A 16,024-nucleotide genomic window follows, 5' to 3' on the forward strand; every position below is an offset into this window, starting at 1 on the left:
GCGGTTTTTTATTGTTTGAGGGGCAGAATGATCACAAAGCTGGCTCCTTTTCCCGGATAACCGTAGGCATTGATAAAACCGTGATGTGCGTCTACTATCTTTTTACAGATGGCCAGGCCTATGCCGGTGCCTTTATATTCGCTGACGCCATGTAAACGTTGAAAAATGAGGAAGATCCGTTCTGCATAGGCCTGGTCAAAGCCGATCCCATTATCTTCTATGATGAACCGGCAGAACGTGGCATCCTGTTTATCTTCTTTCACAACGCCTGTTTCCCTGCCGGACAATAGTTCCTTTTTGATCCTGATCTCCAGGTCACGTGCGGGATCGGCAAATTTTATGGAATTGGACAGGAGGTTGAGGAATAGCTGGTGGAAAGCGGTATCGCTGCCTTCAATGTCGGGCAATTGATCATAATATACTGTTCCTTTTCGTTCCTGCAGGGCCAGTTCCAGGTCTCCGATCACATTCTGGAGGAGCAGGTTCATATCCACCGGTTTTACAATCTCCGTGGTGATCCTGCCTGCACGGGAAAAGGTGAGCAGGTCGTTAATGAGCACGCGCATCCTGGATACGGCCACTACCATACGGTCTATCAGCTGGGAAGCCTCTACGGGAAGTGCTGGTTTGAATTTTATCTGCAGGCGGTCTGAAAAGGTGGATATTTTACGCAGCGGTTCCTGGAGGTCGTGCGAAGCCACATAGGCAAACTGTTCCAGTTCCAGGTTACTTTTATTCAGGAGGTTGATGTTTTCCTGCAGTTCCCGCTGATAGTTCTTAAGGCGTGTTTCTACATGCAATTGCAGCCGGAACTCCCTGTTGAGGATAATGTAGGAATAGACGCCGATAAAAATGGCGAAGATGGAAATGATAAAAACTACAGGGATCCAGAGATTAGAGAAGAACTGGAAGAGGCGGGACCTTTCTGTTAGCTGGGCCTCTTCTATATCTGTCATATCCTGCACTTTCTTATCTATCAGGTCCATATAGGTTTCTCCTTCTCCTACCGAGATCCTGGCGCCGAGGGCAGCATCTTTTTGTTCCCCTGCGGTGAGCTGTTTGTACTTTATATCCAGCAATTGTTTTAAGGTATCCAGGTTCTTTTGCTGAACAGGGTCCGTCATGATCCTGCGCAGGGTCTGGTATTCCTGTTCAATTTTAATACTGCGCTGTTCCATGCTGGGATGGAGGAAGGTGGTCTGCTTGGTGAGGTTATACCCACGAATGGCTGCTTCGGCATCTTTCAGCTGTTTGGTGATCACCTCCAGCTTTTTGGATACCTCAATGGTATGATTCAGCTGATTAGCGTTATGCATAAGGTTTTTCGCTATCAGATATGATAATACCGTGGCTCCTACGATGATCGTAAATGCGATAAAGAAGCCGATCCTGATCTTTTTCTGTACGCTGATATGCATTTGATAAATTAAGATGGGCTTAACTAAGTTACTTAAAAACAAGTACTTATTGTGTTTCCCCCCTCGTGCAACAATTTCTACAGTTTGAAAAGGTATTTCTACATAACAAGATCAGGCTGACAAAACCAAGCATGGTGTAAGTGTGAACGCGCTTAAATATTACTATTGCTAACAGCAACTGGAACCACTTGTGGTTGTAATTCTTAAGTCTGTGCCTTTATCAGAACGCAAATGTGATACCGTTATTGGAATGTTGTTTGAAATATTTTCCCTGTAGTGCAGCAGTGCATATCTATTCTTTACATCTTATTAAAATTGTGAGTTATGAACAGCCTAACCAATCAGGATAATCCTGTAAAACCCGGCCAACCACAGCCGCAGCCACCAGGAAAAGAGGAAGAAAAGGGCAGACATGGGGAAGGTGGTGGGCAACCTAAACCTGAGATACCAGATATCCCGGAAGAAGTTCCCAAACGTGAAATAGACCGTAAGCCGAGTGACCCGCAATCTGTTCCTAATGGACCGGAGCAGGGCCCAAAAAAACAGATCCCGGATAAAGGAGAAAGCGAAGAGAACAACGACGTAGAAGAACAAGACCCGGACCTGTTAGTGGAGGATGACCGTGATACCGGTAATAAAGATCCGGAGAGTTTAGTAGACAGCAGGGATCGTTTCCCTTTTCCTAATAAAGAAACACCATATAAAAAGAACAAAAATGGCAACTAAGAAAACATCCCCCGCAAAAGCAAAAACCTCTTCCACACCAAAGAAGAATGGTAGCGCTAAAATGGAAAACTCAAAATTCCACCAATTATTCATGGACGAACTGAAAGACATTTACTGGGCTGAAAAACACCTGGTAAAAGCATTGCCTAAAATGCAGAAAGCCGCTACGTCTGAAGAACTGGCCAATGCGATCGGCGAACATCTCGCAGTGACCAAAGGGCAGGTAAGCCGCATTGAGGAAATATTTGAATTACTCGGTGCCAAGGCCGTAGCCAAGAAATGTGAAGCCATGGAAGGCCTGGTAATGGAAGCACAGGAACTGATGGAAGAAGAAGAGGAGTCCGCAGTACTGGATGCCGGTTTGATCATTGCAGCACAGAAAGTGGAACATTATGAAATTGCTACTTACGGAAGTCTCCGCACGTTAGCAAACATAATGGGCCATACAGAAGTGGCTCATCTGTTAGAACAAACGCTGGCGGAAGAAAAAGAAGCAGATGGGTTATTGACCCAGATCGCCGAATCAACCGTGAACGAAGAAGCGTTATCTGAGTAACGAGACTAAAAAGCATGCAGAAAGCAAATCGAAAAAAGGATATCAGACCGCCGCAGCATCAGAACAAACAGCCTGGCATTGAATCAAAGATGAAGCCGCTGCCGGTTGCAGAGAAAGAGATCGTTTCCGCCAGTGGCAGGTTACAGGGGAAAGTAGCTTTGATCACTGGCGGAGATAGTGGGATCGGGAAAGCGGTAGCGTTGGCATTTGCAGCGGAAGGCGCAGATATTGCGATCGCTTACCTGGATGAGGACAAGGATGCAAAAGATACTGCAAAGCAGGTAACTGAATATGGCCGTAAGGCGTTATTGATCGCGGGAGATATCGGTCGTGAAAAACATTGTGAGAAAATTGTTCGTCAAACTGTGAAGGAATTCGGGAAGATCGATATCCTCGTGAACAATGCTGCCGTACAGTATCCGCAAAAATCCATACAGGACATAACCGCAGAGCAGCTCCTGAAAACCTTTACGGTGAATATCTTCTCACATTTCTATTTAGCCAAAGCAGTTTTACCACATATGGCGCGCGGCAGCAGTATCATTAATACTACTTCCGTTACCGCTTATCGCGGTAGCGGCCATTTATTGGATTATTCTTCCACTAAAGGCGCTATCGTTAGCTTCACCCGCTCTTTATCTTCCATGCTGGCGGATAAAGGTATCAGGGTTAATGGTGTGGCCCCCGGGCCTATATGGACACCATTGATACCAGCTACCTTCAGAGCGAAAGATGTTGCGGAGTTTGGTTCGGACGTTCCCCTGAAAAGAGCGGGACAACCTGTGGAAGTTGCACCCTGTTATGTGTTCCTCGCTTCGGAGGATGCCAGTTATATAACCGGACAGATACTACATCCTAACGGAGGAGAAATAGTGAACGGGTAGATCATGTGTACGGCTGTTCCCTCCGGAGCGGCCGTTTTGAACGCCTTCTTGTTGAAAAACCAACATCAGGTTATCTGTTGGTTTGTTTTCCCACCTTATAATAAAAAACCGCCTCAGAACTTGTTCCGAGACGGTTTTTTATTACACTGTCCTATCTTCACAAACCACCAAAGATTGCTTGTTCATCGCGGTCTTCCACAGGGATCTTCTTCAGGAAGTCATCAAATCCCGCTTCATCATGCGAGCTGTACATGCCGTATGCATCCACCACATAGCCTTTATGACCTTCCTTGTCTTCCAGCAGGTACAGTACAGCACTGTCAGACGGGTCTGATTCACCTTCAAAACGATAGGTTTTGATGATCTTCAGGTCTTCCGGATCATAGATCTGATCCCCTTCTACAGGTTGCATCCTTCCGTGGTCGCTCATCTTAAATTCATTATCGTATCCCTTTGAATGAAGTTTGTTCATTATTTGGGAGAGTGTTGTCATTTCGCCTGGTTTATTAGGAGTTGGTGTTTCCATAAAAGTATTTTTTGTTCAGTAGTATAAATCCAAAAGCTATGCCACATCAAAGTGGCGCAATTATTGGATGGGTTTTATAAAATAATTAACATCTATTCCCCCCATAGTTATGCATATTTATTAAGCTAATTCCGTCCCGGTCCCGGGACGGTTTTTTTTGCTGGTATAATGATTGATACCCTATTGTTATAAAATCATTATACTATGAGAGCTGTATGGTCAGGTAGCATAGGCTTCGGCCTCGTAAACATCCCGGTTAAATTATACAGTGCTGTTCAGGAGAGTAATCTCGACCTGGATATGCTGGATAAAAAAGACCATTCCCGCATCCGCTTTCAGCGGATCAATGAAAAAACAGGGAAAGAAGTAGTGTGGGCAAATATTGTAAAGGGATACAACCTGAACGATGAATACATTGTTCTGGACGATAAGGATTTTGAGGATGCGAGCCCAAAGAAAAGCAAAATAATAGAGATCACCTCTTTTGTGGAAGCAGCGGAGATCGATGATGTGTATTTTGAATCACCTTACTTTATTGAGCCGGATAAAAGTGGCGGTAAGGCTTATGAATTGCTGTTACGTACATTGGAGAAAACAGGTAAGGCAGGCGTTAGTTTGTTTGTATTGCGTAACCACGAGAACCTGGCCATCGTTCGGCCCAAAGAGAACTACCTGATGCTGCACCGGTTACGTTTTGAGGAAGAAATCCGCAAACCGGAGATAAATCTTCCCACTAATGTAAAGATCTCCAAGAAAGAGCTGGACATGGCAGTGAAGCTGGTGAACGAATACACAGAAACGTTCGATATTTCCCAATACAAAGATGAGTATAAGAAAGAACTGATGAAGATCATCAAAGCCAAAGCTTCCGGTAAGAAGCCAACAGTGAAGAAACTGCGGGTGGCCCATACCAAGAGTACGGATATCTTTGAACAACTCAAAGCGAGCCTTGGCGGTAAAAAACGTGTATCATGAGCCTCGCGAAATATAAACAGAAAAGGAATTTCAAACAGACCTCAGAACCAGTTTCCGGTAAAGCAGAAGGCAAACACATCTTTGTTGTACAGCGGCATCATGCTACACGATTGCATTATGATTTCCGGCTGGAGATAGATGGAACACTGAAAAGCTGGGCGGTTCCCAAGGGCCCTTCTTTAAACCCTGCTGATAAACGGCTGGCGATGGAAGTGGAAGATCATCCTTACGATTATAAGGACTTTGAAGGACAGATACCAGCGAGGAATTATGGTGCAGGGTATGTATATATCTGGGATAAGGGAACTTTTGAACTATTGGATAAAAAAGGCAATGCCTTAAAGGAATGGAAGTCTGGTAATATGAAGGTAGTGCTGCATGGGAAGAAGTTAAAGGGAGAGTTTGCGATCGTGAAGATGAAGGGAGGAAGAGAAGAGAACGCATGGCTGCTGATCAAACATAAGGATAAGTATGCGGTGGATGGGGAGTATAACAGTGAGGATTATACGCCGAAACGGGTGATTGCGAAAAAGAAAGGGGCTGCAGAGAAGGAAGTGATAGCGGTTGCTAAGAAGGCTGCTGTGGGGAAAGCCGCTCCTAAAAAGGCTGCTACGCAGAAAGTAGCTCCCAGGAAAGCTGCGGTGAAAAAGGCGGCAGCAAAAACAGCCCCTGCTAAAAAAGCAGCCACCCCGGTAAAAAAAAAGCCCCGGCAACAAAGAGTAAAATAAAGGAATGGTACCATCCCATGCTCGCTACCCTGGTTGATGAACCTTTTGACAGGGCAGGGTGGATCTTTGAAACAAAATGGGATGGCTATCGCGCCATTGCGGCGGTGCAGAATGGAAAGGCGGAACTCTACTCGCGGAACCAACTTTCTTTCAATATAGTATATGCTCCTATTACAGCAGCCGTGGAGAAAATTCCTCATAATGTGGTGCTGGACGGAGAAGTAGTAATGCTGGGTGCTAATAACTACACGGATTTTCAGGCTTTACAGAATTATAAATCTACCAGGAAAGGAAAGCTCACCTACGAAGTATTTGATCTCCTGCACATGGATGGTCACGATCTGAAGGCATTAACATTACTGGAAAGGAAAACATTATTGCAGGAACTGGTGAAACAACTGGATGATCCTGTTGTTAAATATTCGGGGCATGTGGCGGAGAAGGGGACCCGACTTTTTGAGAAAGCAAAGGAGAAAGGATGGGAAGGCATCATCGCAAAGAACGGAGAGAGTGAATATATAGAAGGTGATCGTACGCTTAACTGGCTCAAGGTAAAGATACTGAACCGGCAGGAGGTGATCATTTGCGGATATACAGAGCCCAGGGGGAGCAGGAAGAAGATCGGGGCTTTGATACTGGGCGTGTATGAAAAGAACAAACTCCGGTATATCGGGCATTGCGGCGGCGGATTCAATGACCAGGGATTAAGTGATATGCATGCGTTGCTGCAGAAGTATATACAGGAAGGCTCTCCTTTTGCAGAAAGGATTAAAACAAATACGGCCGTTACCTGGCTAAAACCTGTATTAGTGTGTGAAGTGAAGTTTGCCGGCTGGACGGAAGACGGGCTATTGAGGCAACCGGTCTTTGTGGCGCTGCGGGAGGATAAGCCTGCTAAGAGCATTAAAGAAGAGCAACCTTTGGATGCAGATACCATAAAAGGAAAAACCATGGCTACCAAAACACTTGCAAAAGCTGCGAAAGGTGGAAATGCTGCAAAACAGACTTCCAGATCAGCAAAAACATCCGCAAAAAAAGAAAGCACTGCAAAGCGCTCATCGGGTACTGCTAAGGCATCCACATCAACCAAAGCAACTCCTGAAAATGAACGCACCTTACTCCTGAATAAAAGATCTGTTACCCTCACTAACCAGCAGAAGATCTACTGGCCACAGGAAAAGATCACAAAAGGGCAGCTGATAGACTATTATATATCAATAGCAGACTACCTCCTCCCCCACCTGAAAGACCGGCCTTTATCCTTGCACCGTTTCCCCAACGGCATTACAGGCATGAGCTTTTATCAGAAGGACATGGATGTGAAAACCATCCCATCCTGGTTGAAAACGGTTTCTTTCCTGGCCGAATCCACAGGGAAAGAAGTGGATTACCTGCTGTGCAATGATGCCGCCACACTCCTATATATGGTAAACCTGGGTTGCATAGAAGTAAACCCCTGGTTATCCCGCATCAGCAAACCTGAACATCCTGATAATATAGTGATAGACCTCGACCCGGAAGGCATTCCTTTCTCCGCCGTGGTAGAAACTGCGCAATGCGTGCATGAGATACTGGAGAAATATGGGATCAGTTCCTACTGTAAAACCTCCGGTTCCAGGGGCTTGCATATTTTCATTCCTACCGGCGCAAAATATGAATATGATACCTGCAGGCTCTTTGCAGAATTCATAGCAAGGGAAACCAATGCGCAATTACCCGGCATCACCAGCGTGATCCGTACAAAATCCCAAAGGAAGAAAAAAGTGTATGTGGATTTTTTGCAGAATAGCCGCGGGCAAACCATTGCAGCACCTTATTCCGCCAGGCCCAAACCAGGCGCTACCGTATCCACTCCACTGGATTGGAAAGAAGTGAATGAGAAACTGGATATGAAAGATTTTCATATAGGCAATACCGTAAGCCGTCTTAAAAAGAAAGGCGACCTCTGGGCCAATATCTACAAAAGCAAAAACGATTTGAAAGCAGTACTTAAAAACCAGGCAAAATGAACAAGTATTTCATAAAGGGCCTGTTGACAGGCACGTTTATTGGATTTATACTCACATCACCTAAGCGGGATTTGTGGCTGCAGCAATTGCAATGCAAGCTGAAACGTATTGCCCGCAAGGCTATTACTAACCAAAAATAACGCGTATGCCAGAAACAACTATTACCTCTCCACTAAAACTAACATGGGTATACGGCATCCTGATCGCTTTCGTGTGCATCGCCCTAACCATGATCTTTTACATGACACAGTGGGCCGCAGACCTGTGGACGGGTTACCTGGTTAGCGGCGTATTATTCCTTGGCGTACTCTTCTCCGTTATCCATGCCAATAAAGCCATGGGCGGCAAGGCTTCCATCGGAAGTTTATTAACAACAGGGGTGCTTACCGCCGCCATCGCTATTATCATGATCTCTACCGCTACGATCCTTTTCCACCTGGCCACAGAGCCGAACGTGGATAATTCAGTGAATATCCCTTCAGACGGAGGTCATTTGAGCGAATACAGCGTTACCAAAAGAGAAGGTTTCTGGATCTACCTGGTCACCAATGTTCTCTTCATGAATTTGGTACTGGGTTTCCTTGCCGCAGGGATCGGGGCCATGACCGTAAAGCGTAATCAGAAAACTACTGCGGCCAAATAATTCTTTCCCCCTACCTTTGCATGCATGTCCAAAGGTCAAATTCTTATTATTGATGACGAGGAGCAGTTGCGCAAACTGCTGGGGAGATTATTGTTGCTGGAAGGATATAATATCCTGGAGGCGGGAAACATTAAGGCTGCCGGTAAGCTGCTGGAGAAGGAAGAAGTGCAGGTGGTTTTGTCTGACGTTAAACTGCCGGACGGTAATGGCGTACAGTTTACAAGTGAACTAAAACACCAGTACCCGGAAACGGAAGTGATCGTGCTCACGGCGTATGGAAATATTGCGGATGGTGTGCAGGCTATTAAAAATGGGGCATTCGATTACCTGACCAAAGGGGATGATAATAACCGCATCCTTCCATTAGTGAGCAAGGCGATGGACAAAGCACAGCTGCAATTCCGCATCCGTTCGCTGGAGAATAAGATCGGGAGTAAATATGATTTCGGGAATATTATCGGGCAGTCTAAAGAAATAAAGGAAGCGGTTGCGGTAGCAGAGAAAGTGGCTGCCACAGATGTAACAGTGTTGCTGCTGGGGGAAACAGGTTCCGGTAAAGAAGTGTTTGCGCAGGCTATCCACCGTGCCAGCTCCCGTCGTTCGCAACCTTTTGTGGCAGTGAATTGCAGCGCATTTGGCAGAGAGATCCTGGAAAGTGAACTCTTTGGGCATAAAGCGGGTGCTTTTACCAGTGCGGTGAAAGACAAAAAAGGTTTCCTGGAAGAAGCCCATAATGGCACCATTTTCCTGGATGAGATCGGGGAGATGGCAATAGAGTTACAAGCGAAATTATTGCGTGTACTGGAAACGCAGGAATTCTATAAAGTGGGGGATTCAAAACCCATTAAGGTGAATATCCGCATTATTGCGGCTACCAACAGAGAGCTGGAAAAAGAAATAGAGGCCGGGCATTTCCGGGCAGACCTTTATTACCGGTTATCTGCCTTCCAGATCAAGTTACCTTCCCTGAATGAGCGTAGTAAAGATATTCCCCTGCTGGCGCAATTCTTCCTGCAACAGTTTGCACCTAAGAACGGTAAGAAGATCACGGGCATGACGGAGGCTTTTTCCAAAGCATTACAGCAGCATAACTGGAAAGGGAATATCCGTGAATTAAGGAACGTGATAGAACGGGCAGTGATCCTGGCGGATGCAACGGAGCTGGACACAGATTCTTTACCTTTTGAATTCCAGTTTGCGGGGCCTGCCGCCGTGAACCACTCTTCTCTTACCTTAGCCGACGTTGAGAAACAGCATATTATCCGGGTATTACAATTTGCCAAAGGAAATAAGACCAAAGCAGCAGAGTTAATGCAAATAGGCTTAACGACCCTGTATAATAAGATCAAAGAGTACAATATCTAATCTTCCCATTTTTGCATATACCCTTCAGTTTCTGCATGGTTGCCGCTAAAAAAGCAGCAACCTTTTTTAATGTTGTTTGTTAATTACCAATGAGTTAAGTGTAGATTAGCACATCTGGCACCCCAATGGCATATACCGGGAAAATTGAACAACATGTTACCGGATGCTAAAATCCCCTTACTGATCGCTCAACAGATCCCCGCTTTGTCGCCAGGCATGGAGCAAACGGGACCAGTAACGCAAACGATCAGAACTTTTACCGCTTACACAAAACAGCTGATCAACAAAGGACAGTTGCAGGAAGTAAAGAAATGTTTTTCTATGGCGGGTGTGTTGTACAGGAACGGCAGTACACTCTTAAAGAACGCCATCGAGGACGTGTTCCTCTACAGCATCTCTCCTTTCCTGGAAGCACAACAGTACATAAAGGAATCTCTGCCGCAATCCTTAAAACACCTGAGAAATCAACACTTAAAAAATACACTATGTTAATGCTCCTGCTCTTTTTAGCCGGTATTGTCAGCTTCTGGCTGATCTACAAGGCGGTCGACTTTTTTGAAAAGATTTAAACTGTACCCATATGATGAACGCATTATTTGTATTGTCCATCCTCGTTTTCCTATACATGATCTATGTATTGCTGAAGCCTGAAAAATTTTAAAGCAATAAAATGAATACAGAATTATTAGGCGTCATTGCCACGTACGTGCTGACGCTGATCATCGCCATACCATTGGGGAAGTATATCTCCAAAGTTTTCAAGGGGGAAAAGACCTGGCTGGATTTCCTGAACCCCGTGGAACGCTTTATCTACAGGATCTGCGGGATCAATCCCAAAGAGGAAATGAACTGGAAACAACACCTCAAGGCATTAGTTACCATCAATATGCTATGGTTCGTGTATGCTTTCTTCCTGCTTATCTTCCAGGATAAACTCCCCCTGAATCCGGATGGGAATCCTGGCCAGACGCCGGACCTTGCTTTCAACACAGCTATCAGTTTCCTGGTGAACTGCGATCTGCAACACTACTCCGGTGAATCAGGACTTACCTATCTCACGCAATTGTTCGTGATCACCTTCCTGCAATTCGTGAGTGCTGCTACAGGTATTGCTGCACTGGTTGTATTGTTCAAAGCATTCAGGGACAAAACCACTACCAAGCTGGGCAACTTCTGGGAATTCCTGGTAAAAACCAATACCCGTTTGTTGCTGCCGCTGTGTGTAGTGATCGCTTTGATCCTTTCCTTTAACGGAACACCTGCCAGTTATGCAGGTAAGGATACCATCGTAACTATGCAGGGAGATACCGTGGGCGTATCCCGTGGCCCTGCTGCCGGCATGATTGCCATTAAACATCTTGGTACCAATGGTGGTGGCTGGTTTGGTGCTAACTCTATCCATCCTTTGGAAAACCCGAGCTACCTCACTAATATGACGGAAGCCATTGCACAAATGATCATACCTATTGCGATGATCTTTGCATTAGGGTTCTTTATTAACCGCAGAAAGTTTTCTTATATCGTATTTGGGGTGATGACGGCAGGTTTCCTTTTACTACTGGTGCCCTCCATGCTCTATGAGATAAATGGTAACCCGGCTATCGCTAAAATGGGTGTTTCCCAATTGACGGGTGCCATGGAAGGAAAAGAAGTGCGGTTCGGCCCTGCTGCCACAGGTTACTGGAGTACGATCACCACAGTTATCTCTACAGGTTCTGTGAATGGTTTCCATGATAGTACCATGCCGCTTACAGGTATGATGGAAATGGTGGGTATGATGACAAATGCTTTCTATGGTGGTTGTGGAGTAGGTTTCCTTAACTACTTCATCTTCGTGATCATCGCGGTATTTATATCAGGATTGATGGTAGGCCGTACGCCTGAATTCATGGGCCATAAGGTGGAAGCGAAAGAAGTGAAGATAGCGGCACTGGTAGCATTGCTGCATCCTTTCCTTATCCTTTCAGGAACAGCTCTTTCTTCTTATATGATAGCCCATGACCCAACATTGCCCTGGTTAAATAACCCCGGTTATCACGGTTTCTCAGAGATGCTGTATGAATACACATCCGCTGCAGCCAACAACGGTTCCGGTTTTGAGGGGCTGGGAGACAATAATATTTTCTGGAACGTAACTACAGGTTTTGTGCTCATATTTTCCCGCTTCCTGCCTATCCTTGGCCCTGTGGCCATTGCAGGCATCCTGGCGCAGAAGAAATACATTCCTGAATCGGCGGGTACCTTAAAAACGGATACGGCCACTTTCGGGATCATGACCTTCGCGGTGATCATCATCCTGGCGGCATTGGCTTTCTTCCCTGCACTGGTGCTGGGGCCTATTGCTGAGCACTTCTCCCTGTATTAATGATAAAGCTGAAATCAACATGAAAGCAAAAGATAATAAACTCTTCCCCGCGGACCTCGTGAAAGAAAGCCTCAGGCAGTCTTTCGTGAAACTAAACCCACGGTTACTCATTAAAAATCCGGTGATGTTCACGGTAGAGATTGGTACCATCGTAATGCTGGTGGTTACACTCAATACCTTTTTCACCGGCGATCTTTCCCAGGGCAGCTTCGGCTATAACCTGACCATCTTCATCGTATTGTTACTGACAGTGCTCTTCGGCAACTTCGCAGAAGCGATTGCTGAAGCAAGAGGTAAAGCACAGGCGGAAAGCCTCCGTAAAACCAGGGAAGAAACTCCTGCCAAAAAGATCCTGGCTGTGGGCGAAATGTTCACGGATGAGATCAAAGTGGTATCCTCTTCCCTGCTGCGTAAAGGGGATCTGTTCGTTTGTGAAGCAGGCGATATCATTCCCTCAGATGGTGAGATCGTAAAAGGATTGGCCAGTATAGACGAATCTGCTATCACCGGGGAAAGTGCCCCTGTGATCAGGGAAGCCGGTGGCGACAAAAGCAGTGTGGTTGGCGGTACTAAAGTATTAAGCGACCGCATTGTGGTAAGGGTAAGTACAGAACCCGGTGAATCATTCCTTGATAAAATGATTGCACTGGTGGAAGGCGCTACCCGTCAGAAAACACCGAATGAAATTGCATTGACCATATTACTGGCCAGCTTTACGCTCGTGTTCATCATTGTATGTGTAACGCTGAAACCTTTTGCGGATTATGCGCAAACCCCTATCACCATCGCTGCGTTCATTTCTCTGTTTGTCTGTTTGATCCCCACTACTATCGGCGGCCTTTTATCAGCTATCGGTATCGCGGGTATGGACAGGGCTTTGAGGGCGAATGTGATCACCAAATCCGGTAAAGCGGTAGAAACAGCCGGGGACGTGGATGTGCTGTTACTGGATAAAACCGGTACCATCACCATCGGTAACCGTAAAGCCACGAACTTCTATGAAACCAATGGCTATTCCAAAGAAGAATTCATCCGCTTCAGCGCGTTCAGTTCACTGGCAGATGAAACACCAGAGGGTAAATCTATCCTGGAACTTGCGGGCAGAGAAGTGGTGAGCCAGTTATCCCTTAACGGGGCTTCCATGATAAAGTTTACGGCGGAAACCCGCAGCAGTGGTATTGACCTGCCGGATGGTACCCGTATCCGTAAAGGGGCTTACGATGCTATCCGCGATATGGCAGCGAAAGCAGGCAATGATTTCCCTGCAGAAACATTGGCACAGGTAAAACAGATCTCCAGTAATGGCGGTACACCACTGGTGGTGTCTGTAAATAATAAAGTGACCGGCGTGATCGAATTGCAGGATATCATTAAACCCGGTATCCAGGAACGTTTTGAACGCCTTCGCAAAATGGGTGTGAAAACCGTGATGGTAACAGGCGACAACCCGCTGACCGCAAAATATATTGCACAGAAAGCCGGTGTGGATGATTTTATCGCAGAGGCCAAACCGGAAGATAAAATGACCTATATCCGCAAAGAGCAACAGGAAGGAAGGCTGGTAGCCATGATGGGCGACGGTACAAATGATGCGCCCGCATTGGCTCAGGCAGATGTTGGCGTGGCCATGAACAGTGGTACACAGGCTGCAAAAGAAGCAGGTAACATGGTAGACCTTGATAATGATCCTACCAAACTGATTGAGATCGTAGAGATCGGTAAACAATTGCTGATGACAAGAGGTACATTAACCACCTTCTCTATTGCAAACGATGTGGCGAAATATTTTGCGATCGTGCCTGCCCTCTTCGTTCTTTCTATTCCAGCCCTGCAAAGCATCAATATCATGCAACTGCATAGCCCTGAAACGGCTATCCTGAGTGCGGTGATCTTTAATGCCATCATTATACCATTGCTGATACCATTGGCACTGAGAGGGGTGGCTTACAAACCAATAGGGGCCAGCGCATTGTTGCGCCGCAACCTGTTGATCTATGGCCTGGGTGGTGTGATCATCCCCTTCATTGGTATTAAGCTGATAGACCTGGTGGTTTCTTTATTCTATTAATTCTCACAATCATGAAAAGATATTTTTTGCCTGCTTTAAAACTGACTGCCGTACTGGTGGTACTCACTGCCGGAATTTATCCCCTGCTGATAGCAGGCGTATCTAAACTGGCACCCGGTAAAGGAGATGGGGTAACCGTTTCCAGGGGAGATACTGTAGTCGGCTACGCTAATGTGGGCCAGTTGTTTTCCGACGATAAATATTTCCAGGGCCGCCCATCTGCGGTAGGTTATAATGCCGCAGGTTCCGGTGGTTCCAACAAAGGCCCTTCCAATGCTGATTACCTGAAAGTAGTACAGGAAAGGATAGACACTTTCCTGGTACACAATCCGGGCGTTAAAAAATCTGAGATCCCTGTGGAGCTGGTTACAGCTTCCGGTAGTGGATTAGATCCTCACCTTTCTCCTGAGGGCGCCCTGGTTCAGGTAAAACGTATCGCTGCCTTGCGTGGCATTTCTGTTGAGAAGCTGAATGCGCTGGTGGCCGGGCAAACGAAAGGGCCTTTGTTAGGAATGTTCGGCCCTGCTACCGTGAATGTATTGAAACTGAATATCGCGCTGGACGATCTTAAATAAACGATTCCTATATAAACCTTGTGTGCGCTGGGCTAAAGTTCAGCGCACGCTTAAAAGTGCAAAAAAGCAACATGAAGAAGACAATTTTATTAGCAGCAGGTAGCATCCTGTATATGCATGTAATGGCACAGGAGCAACCTGTGAAGGAAGAACCGAAGCTCAATTTCTCCGGTTATGCGGAGGCATATTACTCTTTCGATCTCAATGAACCGGTCAATCATTTACGCCCCGGTTTCCTGTATAATCACAATCGTCATAATGAACTGAACATTAACCTGGCTTACCTGAAAGGCAGTTATACCAGCGACCGGGTACGCGCGAACCTTTCTATTATGGCAGGTACCTATGCCCAATATAACCTGGCTGCAGAATCAGAACTGATGCGCCATATCTATGAAGCGAATGTGGGCGTGCGTGTTGGAAAGAATGTATGGGTAGATGCAGGCATCATGCCTTCGCATATCGGTTTTGAGAGTGCTATCACCAAAGATAACATGACCCTCAGCCGCAGCCTTGGGGCAGAGAACTCTCCTTATTATGAAGCCGGTGCAAAGATCACCTGGACGCCGAATGAAAAATGGACATTGGCGGCTATGTACCTCAACGGCTGGCAAAGGATCAAACGCGTGGATGGTAATCAAACCCCTGGATTTGGTACACAGATCACGTTTAGACCAGGTAGTAAAGTAACACTGAACTGGAGCACTTTTGTGGGCAACGATAAGCCGGATTCCGTTCGCCAGATGCGTTATTTCAATGATGTTTACGGTATCTTTAATATCACGGATAAATTCAGCCTGATAGCAGGATTCGATTATGGCCTGGAACAAAAGGAGAAGGGCAAAAGTGATCTGAATAACTGGTATACACCTATACTGATCGCCAAATATGCCTTTACGGATAAGATAGCATTGGCAGGCCGGTATGAATATTACAACGATGAGAACGGTGTGATCATTGCCACGGGTACTCCCAATGGATTTAAGACCAGCGGGTATTCCCTGAACTTTGATGTGGCCCCTGTGAGCAATGTGTTGTTCCGACTGGAAGGAAAATTGTACAACAGCAAGGATGATATTTTCGTAAAGAACACGGAAGTTAAAAACAGCAACGTAGCGTTGACTGCCTCACTGGCAGTGTCATTTTAAACCATAAGCAAAAGCCATCTCCTGAGGCGCTTCCGAAA

At 46.0% G+C, this 16,024-nt stretch carries 16 protein-coding genes; 14 read left to right on the forward strand and 2 right to left on the reverse strand.

Translation table 11 applies throughout. The features are described 5' to 3' along the window. Nucleotides 1-8: 8 nt before the first annotated feature. Nucleotides 9-1,418 (reverse strand): sensor histidine kinase, encoded by a 1,410-nt coding sequence (locus BUR42_RS21955; protein ID WP_074241745.1) that lies wholly within the window; start codon nucleotides 1,416-1,418, stop codon nucleotides 9-11. 324 nt (nucleotides 1,419-1,742) lie between these two features. On the opposite strand from BUR42_RS21955, the gene BUR42_RS21960 reads away from it, so the two are divergent. Genes BUR42_RS21960 through BUR42_RS21970 form a run of 3 tightly spaced genes read left to right on the forward strand, consistent with a single transcriptional unit; the run spans nucleotide 1,743 to nucleotide 3,584 of the window. Further along, on the forward strand, nucleotides 1,743-2,144 hold the full coding sequence (locus tag BUR42_RS21960) for a hypothetical protein (protein ID WP_074241746.1): 402 nt from the start codon (nucleotides 1,743-1,745) through the stop codon (nucleotides 2,142-2,144). Next, nucleotides 2,134-2,700 (forward strand): YciE/YciF ferroxidase family protein, encoded by a 567-nt coding sequence (locus tag BUR42_RS21965; RefSeq protein WP_074241747.1) that lies wholly within the window; start codon nucleotides 2,134-2,136, stop codon nucleotides 2,698-2,700. Before BUR42_RS21960 ends, BUR42_RS21965 begins: the two co-directional genes overlap by 11 nt. 14 nt (nucleotides 2,701-2,714) lie before the next feature. Beyond that, on the forward strand, nucleotides 2,715-3,584 hold the full coding sequence (locus BUR42_RS21970) for an SDR family oxidoreductase (protein WP_074241748.1): 870 nt from the start codon (nucleotides 2,715-2,717) through the stop codon (nucleotides 3,582-3,584). 157 nt (nucleotides 3,585-3,741) lie between these two features. Here the strand turns inward: BUR42_RS21970 and BUR42_RS21975 are convergent, their stop codons facing one another. Continuing rightward, nucleotides 3,742-4,110: a hypothetical protein gene (locus BUR42_RS21975; RefSeq protein ID WP_074241749.1), complete on the reverse strand. Its 369-nt coding sequence runs from the start codon at nucleotides 4,108-4,110 to the stop codon at nucleotides 3,742-3,744. Between the two features lie 204 nt (nucleotides 4,111-4,314). Between BUR42_RS21975 and ku the strand changes: the two genes are divergently transcribed. The 11 genes from ku (at nucleotide 4,315) to BUR42_RS22025 (ending at nucleotide 15,986) form a co-directional block, all read left to right on the forward strand. Continuing rightward, complete coding sequence (gene ku / locus BUR42_RS21980) at nucleotides 4,315-5,085, forward strand: non-homologous end joining protein Ku (RefSeq protein ID WP_074241750.1); 771 nt, start codon at nucleotides 4,315-4,317, stop codon at nucleotides 5,083-5,085. After that, nucleotides 5,082-5,813, forward strand: a complete 732-nt coding sequence (locus BUR42_RS30130) for a DNA polymerase ligase N-terminal domain-containing protein (protein ID WP_084185754.1) — start codon at nucleotides 5,082-5,084, stop codon at nucleotides 5,811-5,813. Before ku ends, BUR42_RS30130 begins: the two co-directional genes overlap by 4 nt. 17 nt (nucleotides 5,814-5,830) lie before the next feature. Then, nucleotides 5,831-7,822 carry a DNA ligase D gene (gene ligD / locus BUR42_RS21985; protein WP_084185755.1) on the forward strand — a complete coding sequence of 664 codons (1,992 nt, stop codon included), beginning with the start codon at nucleotides 5,831-5,833 and terminating at the stop codon, nucleotides 7,820-7,822. A 145-nt stretch (nucleotides 7,823-7,967) separates the two neighbouring features. Then, nucleotides 7,968-8,465, forward strand: coding sequence for a DUF4199 domain-containing protein (locus BUR42_RS21990; protein ID WP_074241751.1), 498 nt, complete (start codon nucleotides 7,968-7,970; stop codon nucleotides 8,463-8,465). Between the two features lie 24 nt (nucleotides 8,466-8,489). Continuing rightward, complete coding sequence (locus BUR42_RS21995; protein ID WP_074241752.1) at nucleotides 8,490-9,830, forward strand: sigma-54-dependent transcriptional regulator; 1,341 nt, start codon at nucleotides 8,490-8,492, stop codon at nucleotides 9,828-9,830. A 153-nt stretch (nucleotides 9,831-9,983) separates the two neighbouring features. After that, entirely contained in the window at nucleotides 9,984-10,322 is a 339-nt protein-coding gene (locus BUR42_RS22000; RefSeq protein ID WP_074241753.1) for a DUF7674 family protein, read from the forward strand. A 91-nt stretch (nucleotides 10,323-10,413) separates the two neighbouring features. Further along, nucleotides 10,414-10,491, forward strand: a complete 78-nt coding sequence (locus BUR42_RS30190) for a potassium-transporting ATPase subunit F (RefSeq protein ID WP_371731047.1) — start codon at nucleotides 10,414-10,416, stop codon at nucleotides 10,489-10,491. 9 nt (nucleotides 10,492-10,500) lie between these two features. Then, nucleotides 10,501-12,195 carry a potassium-transporting ATPase subunit KdpA gene (kdpA, locus tag BUR42_RS22010; protein ID WP_074241755.1) on the forward strand — a complete coding sequence of 565 codons (1,695 nt, stop codon included), beginning with the start codon at nucleotides 10,501-10,503 and terminating at the stop codon, nucleotides 12,193-12,195. Nucleotides 12,196-12,214: 19 nt separating this feature from the next. Next, on the forward strand, nucleotides 12,215-14,263 hold the full coding sequence (gene kdpB, locus BUR42_RS22015) for a potassium-transporting ATPase subunit KdpB (protein ID WP_074243139.1): 2,049 nt from the start codon (nucleotides 12,215-12,217) through the stop codon (nucleotides 14,261-14,263). Nucleotides 14,264-14,274: 11 nt separating this feature from the next. After that, nucleotides 14,275-14,838 (forward strand): K(+)-transporting ATPase subunit C, encoded by a 564-nt coding sequence (locus BUR42_RS22020; protein WP_074241756.1) that lies wholly within the window; start codon nucleotides 14,275-14,277, stop codon nucleotides 14,836-14,838. Between the two features lie 71 nt (nucleotides 14,839-14,909). Then, nucleotides 14,910-15,986, forward strand: a complete 1,077-nt coding sequence (locus BUR42_RS22025; RefSeq protein ID WP_074243140.1) for a porin — start codon at nucleotides 14,910-14,912, stop codon at nucleotides 15,984-15,986. Nucleotides 15,987-16,024: the final 38 nt, after the last annotated feature.

The sequence above is a fragment of the Chitinophaga niabensis genome, from assembly GCF_900129465.1.
Lineage (GTDB): Bacteria > Bacteroidota > Bacteroidia > Chitinophagales > Chitinophagaceae > Chitinophaga > Chitinophaga niabensis.